Origin of the sequence: Pseudomonas sp. NMI542_15 (genome assembly GCF_021283425.1) — a bacterium.
Classification (GTDB): domain Bacteria; phylum Pseudomonadota; class Gammaproteobacteria; order Pseudomonadales; family Pseudomonadaceae; genus Aquipseudomonas; species Aquipseudomonas fortuita.
Map to the genome: position 1 here is coordinate 44,410 of NZ_JAJSRO010000012.1, position 17,788 is coordinate 62,197.

General features: G+C 59.8%; 18 protein-coding genes. 16 read left to right on the forward strand and 2 right to left on the reverse strand.

All coding sequences use genetic code 11. The features are described 5' to 3' along the window. Window position 1 precedes the first annotated feature (1 nt). The 11 genes from LU684_RS17735 (at window position 2) to LU684_RS17785 (ending at window position 9,419) form a co-directional block, all read left to right on the forward strand. Entirely contained in the window at window positions 2–526 is a 525-nt protein-coding gene (locus LU684_RS17735; protein ID WP_016489296.1) for a transglycosylase SLT domain-containing protein, read from the forward strand. Between the two features lie 64 nt (window positions 527–590). Next, a complete protein-coding gene (locus LU684_RS17740) occupies window positions 591–1,091 on the forward strand; it encodes a DotD/TraH family lipoprotein (RefSeq protein ID WP_231995295.1) in 501 nt (166 codons plus the stop codon). A 14-nt stretch (window positions 1,092–1,105) separates the two neighbouring features. Then, window positions 1,106–2,053, forward strand: coding sequence for a type IV secretory system conjugative DNA transfer family protein (locus LU684_RS17745; protein ID WP_224372393.1), 948 nt, complete (start codon window positions 1,106–1,108; stop codon window positions 2,051–2,053). Further along, window positions 2,050–3,249: an ATPase, T2SS/T4P/T4SS family gene (locus LU684_RS17750; protein WP_016489293.1), complete on the forward strand. Its 1,200-nt coding sequence runs from the start codon at window positions 2,050–2,052 to the stop codon at window positions 3,247–3,249. The genes LU684_RS17745 and LU684_RS17750 overlap by 4 nt, the downstream gene beginning before the upstream one ends. A 46-nt stretch (window positions 3,250–3,295) precedes the next feature. Beyond that, the gene (locus LU684_RS17755; RefSeq protein WP_172455929.1) at window positions 3,296–3,568 is read left to right on the forward strand and encodes a hypothetical protein; all 273 of its coding nucleotides are present in this window, start codon (window positions 3,296–3,298) and stop codon (window positions 3,566–3,568) included. A gap of 54 nt (window positions 3,569–3,622) precedes the next feature. Further along, entirely contained in the window at window positions 3,623–4,927 is a 1,305-nt protein-coding gene (locus tag LU684_RS17760) for a secretion/conjugation apparatus DotM-related subunit (protein ID WP_232894867.1), read from the forward strand. A gap of 147 nt (window positions 4,928–5,074) precedes the next feature. Beyond that, entirely contained in the window at window positions 5,075–6,049 is a 975-nt protein-coding gene (locus LU684_RS17765) for a hypothetical protein (RefSeq protein WP_016489290.1), read from the forward strand. A 12-nt stretch (window positions 6,050–6,061) separates the two neighbouring features. Then, window positions 6,062–6,865, forward strand: coding sequence for a hypothetical protein (locus LU684_RS17770; protein WP_096426810.1), 804 nt, complete (start codon window positions 6,062–6,064; stop codon window positions 6,863–6,865). Between the two features lie 249 nt (window positions 6,866–7,114). Continuing rightward, window positions 7,115–7,957 (forward strand): hypothetical protein, encoded by an 843-nt coding sequence (locus LU684_RS17775; protein WP_016489288.1) that lies wholly within the window; start codon window positions 7,115–7,117, stop codon window positions 7,955–7,957. A 4-nt stretch (window positions 7,958–7,961) separates the two neighbouring features. Beyond that, window positions 7,962–8,534, forward strand: coding sequence for a hypothetical protein (locus tag LU684_RS17780; protein ID WP_232894869.1), 573 nt, complete (start codon window positions 7,962–7,964; stop codon window positions 8,532–8,534). A 36-nt stretch (window positions 8,535–8,570) separates the two neighbouring features. Next, window positions 8,571–9,419, forward strand: coding sequence for a hypothetical protein (locus tag LU684_RS17785; protein WP_016489286.1), 849 nt, complete (start codon window positions 8,571–8,573; stop codon window positions 9,417–9,419). Window positions 9,420–9,501: 82 nt separating this feature from the next. Here the strand turns inward: LU684_RS17785 and LU684_RS17790 are convergent, their stop codons facing one another. Both LU684_RS17790 and LU684_RS17795 read right to left on the reverse strand, forming a co-directional pair. Further along, window positions 9,502–9,855, reverse strand: a complete 354-nt coding sequence (locus LU684_RS17790; protein WP_016489285.1) for a hypothetical protein — start codon at window positions 9,853–9,855, stop codon at window positions 9,502–9,504. An 11-nt stretch (window positions 9,856–9,866) separates the two neighbouring features. Beyond that, complete coding sequence (locus tag LU684_RS17795) at window positions 9,867–10,463, reverse strand: hypothetical protein (RefSeq protein ID WP_232894870.1); 597 nt, start codon at window positions 10,461–10,463, stop codon at window positions 9,867–9,869. Window positions 10,464–11,373: 910 nt separating this feature from the next. Here LU684_RS17795 and LU684_RS17800 point away from each other — a divergent pair. The 5 genes from LU684_RS17800 (at window position 11,374) to LU684_RS17820 (ending at window position 17,767) form a co-directional block, all read left to right on the forward strand. Beyond that, window positions 11,374–14,304, forward strand: a complete 2,931-nt coding sequence (locus LU684_RS17800; RefSeq protein WP_096426809.1) for a DotA/TraY family protein — start codon at window positions 11,374–11,376, stop codon at window positions 14,302–14,304. A 164-nt stretch (window positions 14,305–14,468) separates the two neighbouring features. After that, window positions 14,469–14,846, forward strand: a complete 378-nt coding sequence (locus LU684_RS17805; RefSeq protein WP_016489282.1) for a hypothetical protein — start codon at window positions 14,469–14,471, stop codon at window positions 14,844–14,846. 59 nt (window positions 14,847–14,905) lie between these two features. After that, window positions 14,906–15,358: a hypothetical protein gene (locus tag LU684_RS17810; protein ID WP_232894871.1), complete on the forward strand. Its 453-nt coding sequence runs from the start codon at window positions 14,906–14,908 to the stop codon at window positions 15,356–15,358. Window positions 15,359–15,386: 28 nt separating this feature from the next. Then, window positions 15,387–17,207, forward strand: a complete 1,821-nt coding sequence (locus LU684_RS17815) for a phospholipase effector Tle1 domain-containing protein (protein WP_232894872.1) — start codon at window positions 15,387–15,389, stop codon at window positions 17,205–17,207. A 125-nt stretch (window positions 17,208–17,332) separates the two neighbouring features. After that, window positions 17,333–17,767: a hypothetical protein gene (locus LU684_RS17820; protein WP_016489279.1), complete on the forward strand. Its 435-nt coding sequence runs from the start codon at window positions 17,333–17,335 to the stop codon at window positions 17,765–17,767. Window positions 17,768–17,788: the final 21 nt, after the last annotated feature.

The window sequence follows — 17,788 nt, forward strand, 5'->3', positions numbered from 1 at the left end:
CATGGCGCGCAACGGGCTCCAATGGGTAGTCGCCGTGCTGGCGCTGTGGTCTGCGCAAGTGCTGGCCGACGACTTCTATGCCGTGCGGCCTGCGGATATCGACTGCGTCGTGCAGGCCGCACAGCGCCAGGGTGTGCCGGCCAACGTGCTGCTGGCCATTTCCAGCAAGGAGAGCGGGAAGAACGGGCAAAGCGTGTCGAACAGCAACGGCACCTTCGACCTTGGCCACTTCCAGATCAATACCACCCACTGGGGGCCGAAAGGCGTATTTGCCTCGTACCCGGCCATTACCAAATCCGATGTCGCCTGGCGCGGTTGCTACAACGCAGAGCTGGCGGCCTGGCTGCTGCGCCAGAAGCTTGCCGAGAACAATGGTCAGGACTTCTGGACCCGTGCGGCCAACTACCACTCCCGCACCCGCAAATTCAACGACATCTACAAGAAAGACCTGATCCCGCTCGCGGTGAAATGGGGCAAATACCTTGAACGGCAGCGCCATGACCGGCTGGTGGTCAGCTACCAGTAACCAGGCCGCCGCAGGTTGCCCCTGCGCAGGGTCGATCAGAATGACAAACTTCAGGAGTTTTTAAATGAAAGGAATGCTCATGGGTGCACGCTGCTGCAAGGCCGGAGGCGTGCTGCTGGCATTGGTTGCGCTGGGGGGCTGTGCCAGTTCTGCCAAACCGACCACCGACGACACCGAGGCGTTTGCCAGCCGGATCATCGCCGACAAGGTATCGGTAGCGGTCAACTCTCAGCACAACTACGTGTCGCGCCTGAACGCTGACCGTGTGCAAGCCGCCTCTCGCCAGGCTGCGGTCGACACCGACCAGGTGGATATCGATTTCATCGGCAAGCCCCAGGAGCTGCTGCAGACCTTCGCCAGCCGCTACGGCTATGCCTACGTCGAGAGCGGCAAGCGTGTGGACCTCAAGCCCATCAACGTGTGGGTCCGCAAGGCTACCCCGATCAACGTGCTCAAGGATGTGGGCGCGCAGATCGACACCGGTGCCGATGTGGTGCTCGACAAGAGCACCAATACCCTGCGCCTGATCTACAAGCCGGTACCGTTGGCGCTGGGGAGGGGCTGAACATGGCGATGGACATGCCCCCGATGACCCTTGAGGACGCCGAGCGCCTCTATGACAAGCCTGCCTACGTTCAGCAGCAGGGCGACACCGGCGATGCCAAGTCCGCTGTCGAGGCCATGCGCGATGAGAAGAACCAGGCATCGGCAGCCCGTGGCGAAGCCATTCTCGATGCTGCGCTGCAGGTCGGTGTAAAGGCTGGCCTGGCCTGGCAGCTCACCAACATCAACAAGGCGCTGAAGGTGCGCGAGCGCGAGTTCGATACGGTCTATGACTTCAGCAGCCTGATGATCCAGGACCGCGTGGTGCCGCCGGTGATCACCGAGGCGCGCCACCTGTACAACCAGGACGGCGATTACACGCTGCGCCTGTCGGGGGCGGCCTACAAGATCGAATCGCAGGCGCGCTTTTCGTCCGTTCCGCCAAGCTGGCGCGAGTACCTGACCTTCCCGCTGCCCAGCTTCGACCGCACCTCGCTGGTTTCTGCGCTGGTGCCGCGTTCCGACGAGGAAGAGCGGGTATGGAAACTGGCTGTACGTGAAGGCTGGAAGCAAGGCGTCGAGCAGGCAAACCTGATGCTGACCTACGGCTTCGACCGGATGAACCGCGATATCGATGGCATGCGCCGTTTCAGTGAGTTTGCCCGCCACGGCCAGGTCACCCTGCCGATCATCTCCGGAGCGGCCATCCCTGTTACCAAGGAAGGGCGGTCGATGGCGGTGGACGAAACCCTGTTGCGCATCACGGCGCTGCCAGAATTCAACGACAACATGAATGTCTGGCGCAGCTCGATTGCCACCTCCACCACCGCCGATCCGGTGCGACGTGCTGCGCCAGCCCGTGCCGCAAACCCGGCACCGTCGCCGGCCGCCGCCCGTCAGCCTGCAGCGGCCGAGGCATTCGCGGCCCCCGGTGGCAGCCGCTTGCGCACGCAGCCCGCTGCCGGTGAAGGCGGGCCGCAATGAAGCAGGACTTCCACGATGACGTGATGATGCTGGAGCCGGGCGCACTGATCGAGCGCCTGGAGCGGCTGACCAGCTACGAAGACCCGTTTCGCTTCGACCGCGCCGACCAGTTCAAGGCGATGATGCTGGAAACCCTTACCCATGGCGTCAGCGATATCTTCATCCAGCCCGCATTGCCGGTGGTGGTGAAGAAGTACGGGCGGTTGTATGCGGTCACCCGCCGTACGCTCGATGTCGGGGAAGTCAACGAACTGTTGAAGATGGCGGCCAACCGGGACACCGCCACTACCGATATCGTGTCCGGGACGGCGGTCAACGAGCGGTACGAGTTGTTCGACCCGCAGCGCAAGGATGCGCGAGGCGCCCGCCTGCGTTATGCCTACCGGGTAAACGCCTCGCCTATTGCCTGCCATGGCGATACGTCGTGCCAGATTGTCATCCGGGCCATTCCCGATGACCCGCCCCGAATCCAGGACGTCGGTTTGAGCGAGGACATCGTCAGAATGGCCACGCCGCGTGATGGCATCGTCTATGTGGCCGGGGCCACGGGCCATGGCAAGACCACCACGTTTGCCGCCATCAACCGTTTCATTCTGGAAAACGACACGCCGATCAAGGGCAACCTGATCAGCCATGAAGAGCCGATCGAGTTCACCTACGACAAGATCCAGAGCAAGCATTCGATCTTCGTGCAGTCGCAAATTCCCACGCACTTCAAGGATTTCTACCGGGCCAACCGCGAGGCCATGCGGCGTGCCCCCGGCCTGTGTGTAATTGGCGAATTGCGAGACCAGGAAACCATTCGTGCGGCGGTCGAGCTGTCGCTGACTGGCCACCCGGTGTTCGGCACGGTCCACGCCAAGGACGTGGCGGCGATCATGCGCCGGATGATCTCCCGCTTCCCCGAACAGGAACGGGCGACGGCCATCTACGACCTGGTCGACACCAGCCGTTTCATGATGGCGCAAAAGCTGGTGCCAACGGTCGATGGCAAGCGCACGGCGGCGCGCTCTTGGCTGAAGTTCACCGAGCAGGTGCGTGACACCTTGATGGACCTGACCGACATGGGGCGGGTTACCCAGCGTGTCGCCGAGTTCGTGCGCGATGAAGGGCATACGTTTGCTGCCGAGGCGGACCGCCTGCTGGCAGCGGGCGTGATCAACGAAGCGGCTGCCCGCGACTTGCGCCACGGCTGAGCCGGGGCTCTCGTAAAGGCTACCCAACAGAATTCAGGGGAAGAACATGGCAACAGGACGGTATCACTGGAGCAGAAGTGCTCCACCCGCACGTTTCTTCGTGATCAACGCAAGCGCTGCCTTGCCTTGGTTGCTGTTGTTGCTGGTGCCGGCGCTGTGGAAGTTTCTGCTGCCGCTGGCGTTGTGCATGACGCTCGGGCTGGTCTACATCGAAGTGGTCAAGAAAATGACCGTACGCGCTGTTTTTCGTCAGGCTGCGGTGTTCATGGTGGGGCGTGTGCGTACCACCCACAACATCCTCAAAGAGCTGGTCAGGTAGGGGCACGGCAGGCATGACCGGCGAAAATCTTTGTGGCGGCAGAAGGGGCGTTGAATGAAGCAGCAAGGCGGTGGGCAAAAAAGTTTCACGTGGGATGATCCCGCGATATTGATAGGGATCATCGTGGTGCTTTACCTGGGGGGGTGGGGTGCCTGGTACTTCGCCCACGAAAAGATTTCCGCCGCCTACACCTACATCCGCTACGTGGAACTCTGGTTGCCGAGCGTGCTTGGCGACTTTGCGGACATACCGGGTATTTCGTCGATCAACGAATGGGTCGGGCGCATGTGTGCGCCCGACGGCATTGTGGGCGCCTGCCAGCGTGACTTTTCAAACGTGGCGTGGGGCGAAATTACCTCGTCCTCCCTGTTCATGAACGGGTTCTTGCTGGTACTCATGGTAGTGCTTTCGGTGCGCATGTTCCTGCGCATAAACAAGACCCACCCCAAGCTCAGGTTCACCCGGACACACAACATCAAGAGCTATGTGCAAGAGAACAAGGCGCAGTACCCGCACCTGCGGATGTTCGCCGAGCTCGACCTGATCGCCCAGCCACTGGACCACCCTGTATTCGGCATGTCGCAGACCTCCCGCCAGTTTGCCTACGAGCATCTGCTGATCAGTGGCTGGCAAGCGCAGTCGGACCGAAGCTGGGCGCCGACGCTCGACCGTGAGAAGGCCACCGAAGTGATGCGGCGTCAGTTGGGCCAGCACTGGACCCGGGTTGGCAGCTTGTCTGCGGCGGAAACCCTGCTGGTGGCAATTGCCTTGCCACGGGTGGTTGCCACAGACACGTCGCTCGATGACGAAGCCTTCAAGGCGGCGATGGCCGACAGCGACTACATGGTTGCGTGGTGTTGGGACCAGTTCAAGGCGCCTTCGGCGAAGGGGGGTAAAGGCGCTGGTGCCGCCGACCCTTATGCCTGGCTGAAGCCTGAGGTGCCACTGGAGGTGCCGCGGGCAATCATCCAGAAATACATAAAGCACCCTAACGCCAGTGCGATCCTGCATGCCCATGCGTTCGTCAGGACCATCATCTTCGCCATGTTCTTCCAGGCGCGGCGCCTGGGCGTGTTGCCTCCCGCCGAGATGCGCTGGCTGCGCTTTTTCGACAGGGACATGTGGTATGCCCTGCAGACGATCGGGCGCCAGGCCGGGTTCCCGGAGGCGCCGGGCATCCTGTCGCACTTCCTTTATGAGTGCAAGGCAGGTGCATCGCTGGCGGAGCCCCAGCTGGACAAGGCAGTCAATGGCCTTGAACAGGCCATGTCGGCGTACAAGTATACTGACGCCGACAAGAAGCGTTACGAGGCCGTCCAGGAAGAAGGAAGCCGCGGCACGGAAGGCGATGCACGATGAGAAAATGACATGAAGTGGCACTGCTGAGCCGGCAGTTCGCTGTCAGAGGGTCATCATTCAATATGTCCCTTTTTTGTTTTTTAGTGCCTTTTTCTGCTTTTTTGTTAGAATGCGGTCGTATTGGATTATTAATAAGGACGTTGAGCCATGAAGGGTGTGTTTGCTAGACCTGTTGCCGTGCTTGCGGTGCTTGCGGCGGGGGTTTCAGTCGCCCATGCCGCCCCGGCTCAAACGGCGGACCTCTCTGCTTTCATCACCGCTCAAGCCGTTGCGCCGGCCACTCAGGCACAGCAGGAACTCGATGACCTGACCGCGCAACGGGTATCGCGCTATGGCCGCATCGTCAACGCCCGCCCGGTGGGCCTGGGCGGGTTGACTGCCTGGACGGTGGAAAAAAACGGCCATCAGGTGGTGTTGTTCAGCACCCCGGATTCTGCGGTGCTGTTCACCGGTGTGGCCTGGAATGCCGAATCGGGCGCCAACATCTCCGACGCCTTCCTGCCGGGCGCTGCGCAGGTCGCCAACCCTGCGCCTGCTCCTGCTCCTGCAGCCGTTGCTGTTGCACCTGCCGCGCCGATGATGTCGCCGGTTGTCGCACCGAACGTGCGTGAGGCCGCAGCGATGGATGGCAGTTTCAAAGGGGCTGTACCGGAGTCGATGAAGACGGTCGACTCCCTTGCCGGGGTGAAGGAAGGCAAGGGCGGTATTGGCGATACCGTCTACATCATCATCGACCCCCGCTGCCCATACTGCCGGGAGGCGTACAACCTGACGCGGGCGTATGCGGCGAAGGGCCACTCGATCAAGTGGATCCCCTCAGCAGCGCTGGGCAACCCGGAAGATGGCGTCCCGCTTGCGGCCACTATCCTGCAGGCCAAGGACCAGAAAACGCTGGCGCGAGTGCTGGGCAAGCACGAGCAGATCCGCTCTGAGCCATCGCCGGAAACGGTCGAACAGTTGAGCACCAACCTGGCGTTCCTGTTTGCCGCGTTCGAAAACAACGGCAAGGAACAGGCGGGTGTCCCGGCTGCGTTCTTCATCGACCACCGCACAGGGAAGCCAAGGATGATGACGGGCCTTTCACAGGCCGTCGTACTTGAAGACATCTTTGGGAAACTTTAAGGAGCAACGTACATGAAATCCAAAGCGCCGAACTTCGAGTTCGATCCCGGCATCCGCATCTTCGGCTCGGGCGAGCACTTGCTGGTGGTGTTCGACAGCCAGAGCCCCCATGACGTGCTGCGGGCGCCCCGGACCGTGCGTATTCCCAAGGGGTTTCAGCAGTTGTCCCTGTTGGTTGCCGGTTTTGATACGGCTGAAGACGATGGTCATCAGCGCTTGCTGAAGGGCAGCGTCAGCCTGGCAATCGAGGATGCCACTGGCGCGCTGTCCAACCACGAGCTGGCCGCCCTGCAGCTGGTATTCCATGCCGAGGCAGATCGCAAGGGCGCGCTGACCCACATTGATCCGGCCCTGGTTGCCTACACCGTTCGCCAGGCCCTTGCGCAATGCTTGAACGAGGCCCTGAACGACTACTTCCAGCGCGATGAAGCTCAAAGGGTGGGTGGGCAGCTGCAGCCGGCGGCATTTAATGCTTCGCTTCCCGTGGCTGCGCCACAGCTTGCAGGGGCGGCGCCGCAACCGTCACGCAAGGCCCTGCGCGAACAGGCCGCCGATGATGCAGCTCGCCAGGCCCGATCGCGCCGGCGCAAGACTGCATTGGCCTGGGTTGTTCCGCCATTGGTAGTGGTTGCGGTAATGGCCACCATGTCTCATCTTGCTTCCTCCCCGTCGCCGATTGAAAATGCTGTCGCGCAGCAGATGGCGAATGACCCTGAGTCAATCAAGGCGCAGGTGGAGCTTACCAAGCAGACGCTTCAGTCCATGGGCCTTGACCCAGGTCAAGGCGGCGATCTCGGGTGCCTGGCACCGCAATGATTGCCGTTGCTTCCATCTTGAGGGATGGGTTATGCCTTTCGCTGGTTTGCGGGCGTGTGAAATGGCGTAATGCCTTTTCGCTTTGCCCGATTGTTGCCAAGCGGTGCCGAAGGTGGTTCTTTTCCAGGATTGGAGATTAAGAGCAGGCAAGGGCCGCGAAGCCTTCCGTGCTGTTCTGCTTGAGCAGGGTGTTGCTCTCCCTGCAGGCACTTTAAGACTATTTTGGATTGGAAAACCTTAGGTACGTATATGCGACCAGCGAATGAAGTGAAAGACGGGACCAAGTTGTTGTCGCTTGCCCAAGGCTTGCGGTCCCTGCTGGTCCCCTCGCCGGATGTACTGGCAGACACCGTCAAAGAGTTGCACCCGCTGGTCAACCTGTCCGACAAGGTGCTGCCGCTGAAATCGTATTTCAACATGGTCCAGGACATTCAGCGGACCAAGCACACCCATGCCGCCATGCGCGCAGCTGGCGAACCCCTGAGCCGCGAAGCCATTCAGCAAGGCGTGTCGCGCAAGCTCTGCACTGAAGACATTTTCATGGTTGCCTGCTCGTTCCTGGAAGTGGAAATAGCCAAGCAGGGCTCGGTCTACTACCTCAGTGGCGAGTCGCCCGATTTCAAGGAAACCAAGAAGAACCGAAACCCGCTGGACCTGTCCGATGAAGTCGTGCTGAAAAACCTTTCCAGCGGGCTGGCCCGGCCGGACACCGACCGCGGTGCCGTTGAGCGAGGTCAGATCGACAGTGGCTTCAATCACCTGGTGCGGCTCAACCAGTTGCACAACCTGATGCTGGAGTCGGTGCGGCTGATGAAGGCGGACGAGCGCCTGACCAAGGTCGATATCCGCAAGAAGTTCAACATTTCGCATACCGATTATGAGCGCATGATGTCGATGGCGCGCCGTTCTGGGCTGATCTCGTTCCGTAACCGGAAAAAAGATCCGTCCAATGCCTACACCTTGCGCAACGACAATCATGAGCGGGTGTCGGAACATGCCAAGAACTTTGGCCATACGCCGCAAAAGATGTTGAACAAGATTCTTGATGATTTCTTCGGGATGCTGGAAAAGCGCAAAAAGCACGAGGACTGATTTGATGGGAACCCAAGGCCATAAGGATGTCGGGCCGGCTATAAGCGCAGATGAGCGAGCCCGGATAGCGCGGGCCGCCAGGCAGGTGGTGGCGTACGCCAACTTTCTGCGCTGGACGGCGAACTTCAAACGGGACGAAGTGCTGCGCCATCCTGAGCACGACCGCGTGATGTTGCTCTCGCCCATGCAAAGTGGGCGATTCAGCTTTGCGCTGGAAGGGGACACCCTGTATGTGGGTGTGCAGCCCTTCGAGGCCGCCTGGGCCGGGTGCATGCCTTTCGAGGCTGCCTACGTATCCGACCGGCTGTATTTGTCGGTTGAGAGCGTCAACTTCATGGACACTCGCATGCCGCCGCTGGCGCTTGGCATTTTTGTCGACGATCAGGGCAAGCGCGAACTCATGGCTCAAGCCAGGTTCGTCCAGTTCGTGCGGGTGAGTGTGCATGAAGGCTATGTGGCTGAGGTCGGCGAGCCTTGTGGCGAGGCTTTTGCGATGCGGCCGGGCGATGTGGTGGGTCAGCTGCGCGAGACGCGAAAGGTGAAGGCACAGCAGCAAGACATGGGGCGGTTCTTCTGACGCGCTCAAGCAGATTTTTCAAGTAAGGACACGAGCATGACCAAGTGCAAACTCATCCTGCCCCTGCTGGCCGCTGCGGCGATGGCGGGTTGTGTAACCACCGAGCAGATGCCGGATGGGACCACCAAGATTCGTTTTTCGGACGAGGCTGTCAGTTCGCTCACCTCGATGATGCCTGGCAGCCTCGTTACCGGGATTGCAGGTGGCGCAGGTGGGGGAGGGATCAACCTTGTTCCGACAACAAGCCCGCTTGGCACGGGCGAGCAACTGTATCTCAACGGGCAGTTTGAGCTGGAGTGTGCTTCTGCCCTGCTCTACAGCGCAAAGTCTGGGCGCCCCATGGACGCGCAGATCAGCAACAAGTGCCGCTCCAGCTACTTCTTGCGCCAGGAGCAGCTGAGGATGGCGGGCAAGCCCTATGATCGGGGGGCGCCAGCTTATGATCCTTCGAACCCGCCCAATGAGTACTGGGCCAAAGTGGTGGGCCGCACTGTCAGCCAGTTGGCGGCTGCTGACAAGTTCACCGCGCGGTTTGCCGGATACCCGCGTATCGAGAGCAGCGGCGGCATCACCATTGCCGTGCGCTTGCTGGGAGAGTCCCAGGGCGCCCACGTAGCGCTGGCGACCACGCCGGCACGTACGCCGGTTGTTCTGGATGATGCGCAGTTCGAACTGGGTATGCGCCAGCGTGCCTCTCAGGTCAGCAGCCAGGTGGTGGATGCGATAGCGTGCGATGCGGTGCTTGCCTACAGCAAGACCGTAGACAAAGGCCCCAGGCCATCACGTGTTTCTGCAAGCGCCTACACGCGGTATGAAGTGTTGTTCACGGTTGCATCCATGGGTTGCAAAGACAGCACTCGTCAGTTCAAGACCGCTTCGCGATAACCTGTGATGGGCCGACCTCGTAGTCGGAAGCAGGCACAAAAAAACCGGACGCAGGTCCGGTTTTTTTTGCCTGCTTGTCAGGCTAGGGCTCTGCGTTCCAGGTGTCGTCCGCAGCTGCCGCTGACTCATCGATCCCCGTCCGTTGCGTATCGGCAGTGTTCAGCCACTCCTGGCTGACGTCCGCCTGCTGAGCCACGCGTTCGTGGGCAAATTCACGAAGCAGGATGGAGTCCTCGATCGACGTCATGAGCGCTGGGGATGCCTGGCCATAATCGCCGAGCAGCGTCCGTGTGGCTTCAGGTGGCAGCTGGCTGATTGCGTTGCGCAGCTCACGGCCGTAGTCGGCCAGTACGGGCTGCTTGGCAATGACAGTCTCCGCCGCCTGGGAAGGGAACACGGAGGCGGTGAAGCTCTGAAATTCCTGCGGGGTCGGCATGGCTTGAATCCTTACATGCTGTAGTCGTTACTGCTTTCGCTGCGTGGTAGCGATGGGTTGGCGTAGCGGGCGAACGTCTTGTCCAGGTCGGCAGCCAGGTAGGCTTGTTCGCTTTCACGCACCATCCGCTTCATGCTGTCGGCGTCGGAGGAGGCCGCGATTACCTGATCGCGCACGGAGGCCAGCAAACCTTCCCTGTCTGCCCGTGAGCCGGGGGTATTGTCGATTGCTTCGAGTGCATCGAGCAGCGACTGGCGCAGCTCGGACTCGGCGCCACTCCTCACGGACGGGCTGGCCATTTCCAGGGTTACGCTGCTGATCACGGCACGATGGATGGCTGTGAATGCGCTGGCTTCGGCTTCTCTGCTTTGCATTATCCGCTCGGAGCGCAGGGTGTGGGGAGGCGTGTTGCGCAAATATTCAGACGCTTGATCGGCCAGTGTGTCGATCGTCTGGCGGACTTTCTGGCCGTCAGGGCCTTCCCGCAGGGCGGCTTGCGCTACGTTGCCAAGGCTGATTGCCGGGTTGCCTGAGGCCTCGATGGCCTTTTGTCGCATTAGCCCGGCGCCGATCACGAATCGGCTCGCATCGCGTATTGATAGCTGCATCTATGTCCGTCGTTTTTTCACGGGGCTTGAACGTGCCCGAGTCAGTCGGCATTCAGCAACATCTGCTTCCCTGTGCGGCTCGCCGTACCCAGGCGCATAGGCTGATGCGGGCGGTCGAATGAGTCTGCGCTGACGTGCTGTGCCAGTCCACCGCGAACCCTGCGGTTCGCTTGCTTGAGTGACCATAGCATTTTTACTGTTATTTTTCTTGTGCTTGAGTCGGATAAATAGGTTTTTTGGTTGAATCAGGTATCCCCTTGAGCAAGCGCTGGCTTGTGTCCTCAAAAGCCCTCATCAGGACGCTGATGAGCGGGAGGCCCACTAAAAACGGGCTGTTGTGGCCAATCATGCCGCCCCTTTCGTGTGCTGACCAGTAGGTGAAATGTCTATTTACACAACTTTACAAGCCTGTAAGCCGTTCAATTGAGAGCCTTCTGTACGTTTTTTGTGCAGAAAAGGCAGGTTGACGGGGCTCCCGCCGGCATCTGAATAACGTGCTAGCCCGAAGGTTCAAAAAATCTCATTTTTGGCCAAATTATGAAATTTCGCGCTCATATCTCTTTCTTTAAGCCAAATTTTCGGAATTTTCACGAATTTACAGGTTGGTCGCTTTCCCCGTTTCGCTAAAAGCACGGCTTCATGATCAGTATTGATCCAGATTTTGTTAATTTTCTTTCGTAGCATTATTTTGATTTTTTTGTCATTTGTGGTTTAAGATTGCCGCGTTTTCCATATCTTCAGGATCATGCCTGCAGAGTAGTATCATGAGCTCAGGCTCAAAGCATCGGTGTAAGCCATCGCCTACCGGGTGCAGCGAGCTCAATTCAAGGACGACGGAGCATTCCAAGGGGAATTCGTCGCGAACGATTTAGATCAACCGTCCGCAACTCGATTCAGGTAGGTATTCTCAATGGCTCAGATGCCGTTTTCACCGTGCAGCGATGCAAACGCCTGCACCGACCAGTCAGTCGAGATGCTTGGCAGGATCTTTGGCCCGGTAATCGATGCCCTGGTCAAAGGCACCGACCCCAACGCTGTGCAGGCAAGCGCCAATATCCTCGCGACGATGTTCGGCTTCTTCAACAGCGGGATCCTCATCATCGGTTCGCTGATCGTTTCCTACGTTGCCGTAATGGGTGTCACCAACACGGCCAACGACGGGGAGGCGATGGGCAAGAACTGGTCCTCGCTGTGGACGCCGGTACGGATCGTGGCGGGCGGCGCAGTGTTGCTGCCCACAACAAGCGGCTTCTCTTTCATACAGCTCATTGTGTTGATGTTTTCCCTGTGGGGCGTCGGCTTTGCCAATGGCACCTACAAAGCAGGCATGGCCATGGGCGTGCTGTCGCCGAACGGCATCGTCGAAGGGGTTAACTCACCTGGCAATTTCTACGGCTTGCGCGATTTCGCCCGCAGCTACCTGGCGGCGTCGTATTGTGCCAAGGCGGCCAACTCGATCTATGGCAACAACCCGGCATCCGGTGCGGTTCCCGAAGTAAGGGCGAACAACACGCAGGACAAGCTCAACACGGTAAATGGCCGCACGGAATACGTCTTCGAAATCAAGGACCGCAACGCCGATACAAACCTGGCCGGTGGGGCGGCTTTCTGTGGCACCGTTAAGGTGGCGGTGTATTCGGCACAGACCCAGACGGAGGCGATGGCCAGGGCTCTGGAATCGCTGCGGGTGAATGTGCAGGGCAAGAAGCGCGAAGCGGCCATGGGCATGATGACCCAGCTGGACACCTGGGTGAGAAGCTGGCCTGCGACGATCAACGACGCTGGCTGGGATGCGGTCGACTCCGACCAGTTCAATACCATCGTGAACGCGGCGGAGCAGAAGGTGGCCACGCAACTGTTCGCCCAGGTGAGCAGTGATCAGGGCGATGTCGACAATGGCCTCAAGGACTTCCTCGGCACGCTGACCGATGATGGCTGGTCGGCGGCTGGCGGATGGTTCCAGCGCGTGGGTATGGTCCGAGGCCAGATTGCCGGGGTGCTGTCCGAGCCGGTCGGTTCGGTCAGTGCGCCTTCTCTCGGTGCACTGCCTGCCGATGCCCGGGCCTCTCTGCTGACGCACAGCGTGACCACGGTCACCGAGGCAATCGACAAGAAGTCAGAAGAGAAGCCAGGGTACAAGCAATCGACCACGGCCAAGCCTGAGGATATTGCCAGCCTCATTCCCAAGGACCCCAACAGCGATATCAACGTCGGGTCCTTGAAAGCTGACATGGACTCCAAGATGTCTTCGTACGTCAACAGTGTCATGTTGAACGTGGTGGAGATTGCCACGGGTGCGGGCAGCAACGGGCAGACACCCCTGTGCGGAACGGCCGGGCAGATGGGGGGCTCGCTCAATCGCATGAAGTGTGTGGGCGATTACCTGACCGTTGCGCGTGCCGGCATTCTTGTGGCCGATGTAGCCATCAAGACTGCCGGGACAGCGATTCGGGTGATTGCCGGCGCGCTTTCCTCGGTCAAGGGCTTGGGCAACGGCCTTGATCTGGACAAGGTTGTGACCCCGCTCTGGGACTGGGTAATGACCGTGCCGGTCAAGCAGCTCGCCCTGATGGCCTCGTACATCGAGCCTCTGGCGTTCTACTTTGCGGTCTTTCTTCCAAGCCTGCCGTACACGCTGTTCATGATCGTCTTTGTTGGCTGGGTGCTGGCCGTGCTGCAGTCGATCATTGCTGCGCCGCTGTGGGCGGTCATGCACATGACACCGGATCGAACGTTCGTAGGCTCCCAGACCCAGGGTTACCTGCTTCTGCTTTCGCTGTTCGCCCGCCCTGCGCTGGCTGTTCTGGGGCTGTTTGCCGCAGTGCTGGTGTCAGACCCGGTGATCGACTATATCGCCCAGGGCTTTTTTGCCATGCGGGGGGCAGTGGTGTCTTCTTCAGGTGGTGTAGGTGCCATCTCCGAGTTCCTGACCTTTGCCTGGTGGTTCATGGTGTTCGGGCTGACGTTGTTGCCTGTGTTGTACATGATCTTCGGCTTGCCGCAGACATTGCCTGACCAGGTATTGCGCTGGATCGGTGCAGGCATTGGCGACCTGGGTGAGACCAATGCTGTCGGCCAGATGCGGGGCGGTATGGCTTCTGTAGGCGCAGGCATTCAGGGTTCGGGTTCTGGCATGCGCCTCGGTAATGACAAAGGCAAGCTGCCGCCGCCCGATGGCTCTTCGCCTGGCGGCGGGCCCAGAGGTGGCGGGCCTCGAGGCGGGGCGGGTGGCGCAACACCTCTGCTTAATGCCAACGGCCAGGGCGCCGGTGGGGCAGCTGCCCGGGATTCAGGCGCACAGGCTTCGGCCGAGTCGGGTGACACGCGAAGCCTTGGCGAAAAGCGCTCCGAGGCTGCTGGTGTCGCGCTGGGGCGGGCAATCACGGGCGGCACTGCTGCAACTGCCAGGTCGCTGCGCAGCGCGGGGAGCGCCGCGCTATCGGCAGGGCGTTCGGGGGTGGAATCCTTCCAAAGCTCGGGCTCTGGTTCGATGGGCGGGCGGCTGCGTGACGGCGTCAGGGCCGGCGCGCTGACTGCCGGTGCGGGCCTGGCTTCCACGGCCAGCGCTGCTGGGGCTGACTATAAGCAAGCCTTCTCGACTGCCAAGGCAGAAGGCAAGGCGGCGTACCACGAAGGTGCGGGCGCCCGGGTTCAGGCATTCAAGGACTCGCTCAAGGGTGGTTCGGCACCGGCCGGGAGTGATGCGGGCCAGGATCAGGCCGCTTCGGCTGATGCTGCTCCTGAAACTACCGGCTCCCGGGGGCAGCAGTTCAATGACGCTGGGCTTCCTGCCGGGGCTGGTTCGGCTAACGCCAAAGACGACGATGAAGAGGGTCGATGAGCGGCAAAGTGCCGCTCTTGTTTTGGCATTTCGTGGGTGCAATAACGGTCCGTCGGCTGCCTGCGGGGGTGGGAATTTTTCAAACCTTCGGTTGTCTTGGACGATGACGCGCAATCGTGTGCGCACCTTGATACGCGACTCGGATCGCTTGGCGGAGACATCGCATGGATGAGAATCAACTGGAAGACCAGCTTCGACGGCTTCTTACCGGGTTGGCTGACCAGGCCATCGTGCGCGGTGAGCAGTTCATCTATGACGGCGGGGAACTGTACGCTGATGATGTAGCGGACATCGGGCTGGTCTCGGTGCTGTGCATTGCGCAGGCGTTGTCCGAGCGGGCCGGGTTGGGTGGGTTTGGTTATGAATTCCAGTTGGCTGCACCGGCCAATCCGGTGTTCCCTATTCACGCCACTGCGCCGGAGGTGCTGCCCGACTTTTTCAGGGTGGCGCCTTTTGTGTCGGCGGTTTTTCACAGTGAAGTGCTGAATGCCAGGCAGGACCTGACGCTGCTCTACCATGCGGCCGTGCTGCGATTGCAGTAAGTATCCGGAACGTGAAACAAGGCTGGCCGATTTTCTACCTGTAGCCCAAGGAAGTTTTTATGCACGACGAAGACAGTTCAAATGAAGGGAGTGGCCCAGCCGTTGAGCTGCCGCCTGGTGTGTTTCCGCCGATGGCGGGTTACACCATTGGAGATCTTCTGGCGGTAGCCAATGCCCCGTTCGAGGCATTGCTGGAAAGTCGCGATATCGACCCTGGGCTGATTCGTGAAACGGTTATTGCGCTGGCCCAGCACTTGTACGCGGCATTCGAAAGAGAGGACGCCCAGTACCAGATTGCCACGTGGTATCAAAAGCCATATGACCAGCCTGGAAAGCGCCAGCGCAGTATCGAGATCATCGCCGAGCAATTCGGCGTCATCACGCTGAAGGCAACGGCCGAATCATTGAAGGGATCACCGTTGCTCGGCCTGGGCAAACCGTTCTATCTGAGCCTTGTCGAGGCAGCCGGGCAGGCCATAAAGGCGCATATTCTGAGGTTGAATCAGGGCTGATGCGGCAGTTTGTTCATAGGGATATGAAGTGACTAATACAATTTATTTTAGTGTCTACATGGATGGCACCGATAACAACAAGGACAGGGACACGCCTCTCGGTAGCCATACCAATGTGGCCAGGCTTTATGAATACGACACCGCGCACGGCACCAACCTTTCCCTCAACTCCGGCGCTGCGCCCCGCAAATATGGCCCTGGCGGCCTTACCGGCCAGTCGGAGAAAATTTACCTTGATGGGGTGGGGAGCCAGAAGGGTAATGCGCCTATCGCCTTGATCGAGCGGGGCACAGGGCGCGGCAGCCAGAACCGGATCGAGCAGGCTTATGATGCCTTCGTCACGTTCTGCAACAAGAACCCTGATCTGAATATTGAATTGAATGTGATCGGCTTCAGTCGCGGGGCGGCGCAGGCCCGTGCTTTTACCAACGAGGTGATCGACCGTGGTGTGCCCCGACTCGACAGCCAATGGAAAGCCACCGACGATTACCTGATCCCGCCTGGTGAGGCGCAAATCAACAAGCTTGCCATTTTTGACACGGTTGCCTCCTACGGTATTCCCATTACTGAAAGCCACGTCAGGAAAAACCTGGAGATTAGTAACAACGTCAAGTCCACCACGCATTTGGTGGCCATGCATGAATACCGTGCGACATTTCCCTTGACCAGCGCGCTGCGCAATGACGACAACTCGCGCATCGAAGAGGTCAAGTTTGCAGGGGCCCATTCGCAGGTTGGGGGTGGCTACCGTAATGACTTGCTGGCAGCTGGCCCGCTTGCGTTCATGTATGACCGCTTGAAGTCAGCAGGCGTGGAACTGGTGAATTTTCCGGCCAAAGAGCTTGAGCGTATCGAGCAATATAATGCGTTGATCAAACAGCCCGAGCGGTTGCAGGAGGCTTTGATTGATTCCCGGTTGCTCAAGGGTAATGAAGCGTTCAAGCGGGAAGCGGATGGGTCTTACACCCGCATCAATAACCGGCCGTTTCCTGCTGAGAGCGGCACATTGAATTTTATTGGGTGGGAAAGCACGTCCGGGTTTATGGCATGGCAACGAAAACCCTTCGACCATCCAGTGAGCGGTCGTAAAGTCATTTTCGAAAATGATCGCTCGCTCGCTGCACCTCTCATCCAGCAAATAGGCAGGCATGTGGGGCAGACGCTGGCTGGGTGGAACGGCAAGGTCAGCAACGATTCAGCCGTGCCGGATAACCCTTCAGAAAACATGGCTGGTGCCATGGAGCTGATCGATGACGACTTCGATGCCAATGCCGCCGAGCCGCGCAAGCAATTGGCAGAGCTCTCGTCATTGCTCGCGGGCTCAAAGCCGGAGGCCGAACATATCCAGCGCCTGGCCCTGAAGGAAGTGCCTCTTCCCGGCGCGAGCGTGTCGGCGAAGTATGCAGTGCTTCGGGTCGATCCCGAAGGTTCTTCTGCCTTTGCTGACCTGGGCTTTGGCTACGAGGCCGCCCGCATTGTTGCCGATGCCGGTGAGTTGACCCGCAATCGAGGGCCGCTGAATATCAATGACCCGATCGCGCTCCACGATACCAATGGCAATAGGGTGGGCAGCCTGGAGGCTGTGCGTGAGGCGCCGGCATTTGCGGGAGAGCGCGGCATCCTGATCGCAATAGACATGCAGCATGTGGCGCCAGGTGCACAGGCGGGGGTCATTCGCGAGGGCCTCACTCAGGTTGCGCAATGGATCGCTGAACGGCCGGAAGGCAGCTTGAAAGACGAATACGAAATTGCCGGGGCGGATGGCAGGCCACGGGTTCGTGCCATGGTTGACTGCCCTGTTGTGCCAGAGCAGCAGCGAACCGTTGCCTGGGAGGCCCCAGCGCCCTGAGTGAGCCAATGCTGTTACACATACGGGCGATGGCACACACTGCAGTAACGCTTTTTGCAACCTGCTTGCTTAGAATGCACCTGTTGCCGGCGATGGTCGGCCAGTCAATCGGTAAGGGTTAGAACATGAAAATCCACAAATACCAGCCAGGCAGCTTCATCGAGGTCGATGACATGGCGGGTGGTCGCCGTGTGGGCATGGTCTGCAAGGACGGCGTGACATTTTGGGATTTGCTCGATTCCGAGCGCTGCACGCCACTGACGATTCATCCTTCAATGAATCCGCAAGAGCTGGGCAACCTGGTGCAGTTCAGCCGGGACAAGGGGTTGGGTAAAGCGACCCAGGCACTGGTCGGCCACATGCAGGCGGCGGATGACCAGCGCCTGAGCGGCGACCCGCTTTTCGTCATGCGTGCGCTGTGGTTCGTGGCCAAGAAGGCGAGCGGTGAGGACTATGTTCCTGATGCCGGAACACTGCGATGGGCCTGCGAGCAGGCCCAGGCGCAGACGCAATCGGCGGAGCGTGTCCACCAGCTGGCAGACCAGTACTGCTCCGCTTAGCCCGGAATGAAACTGCCCCTG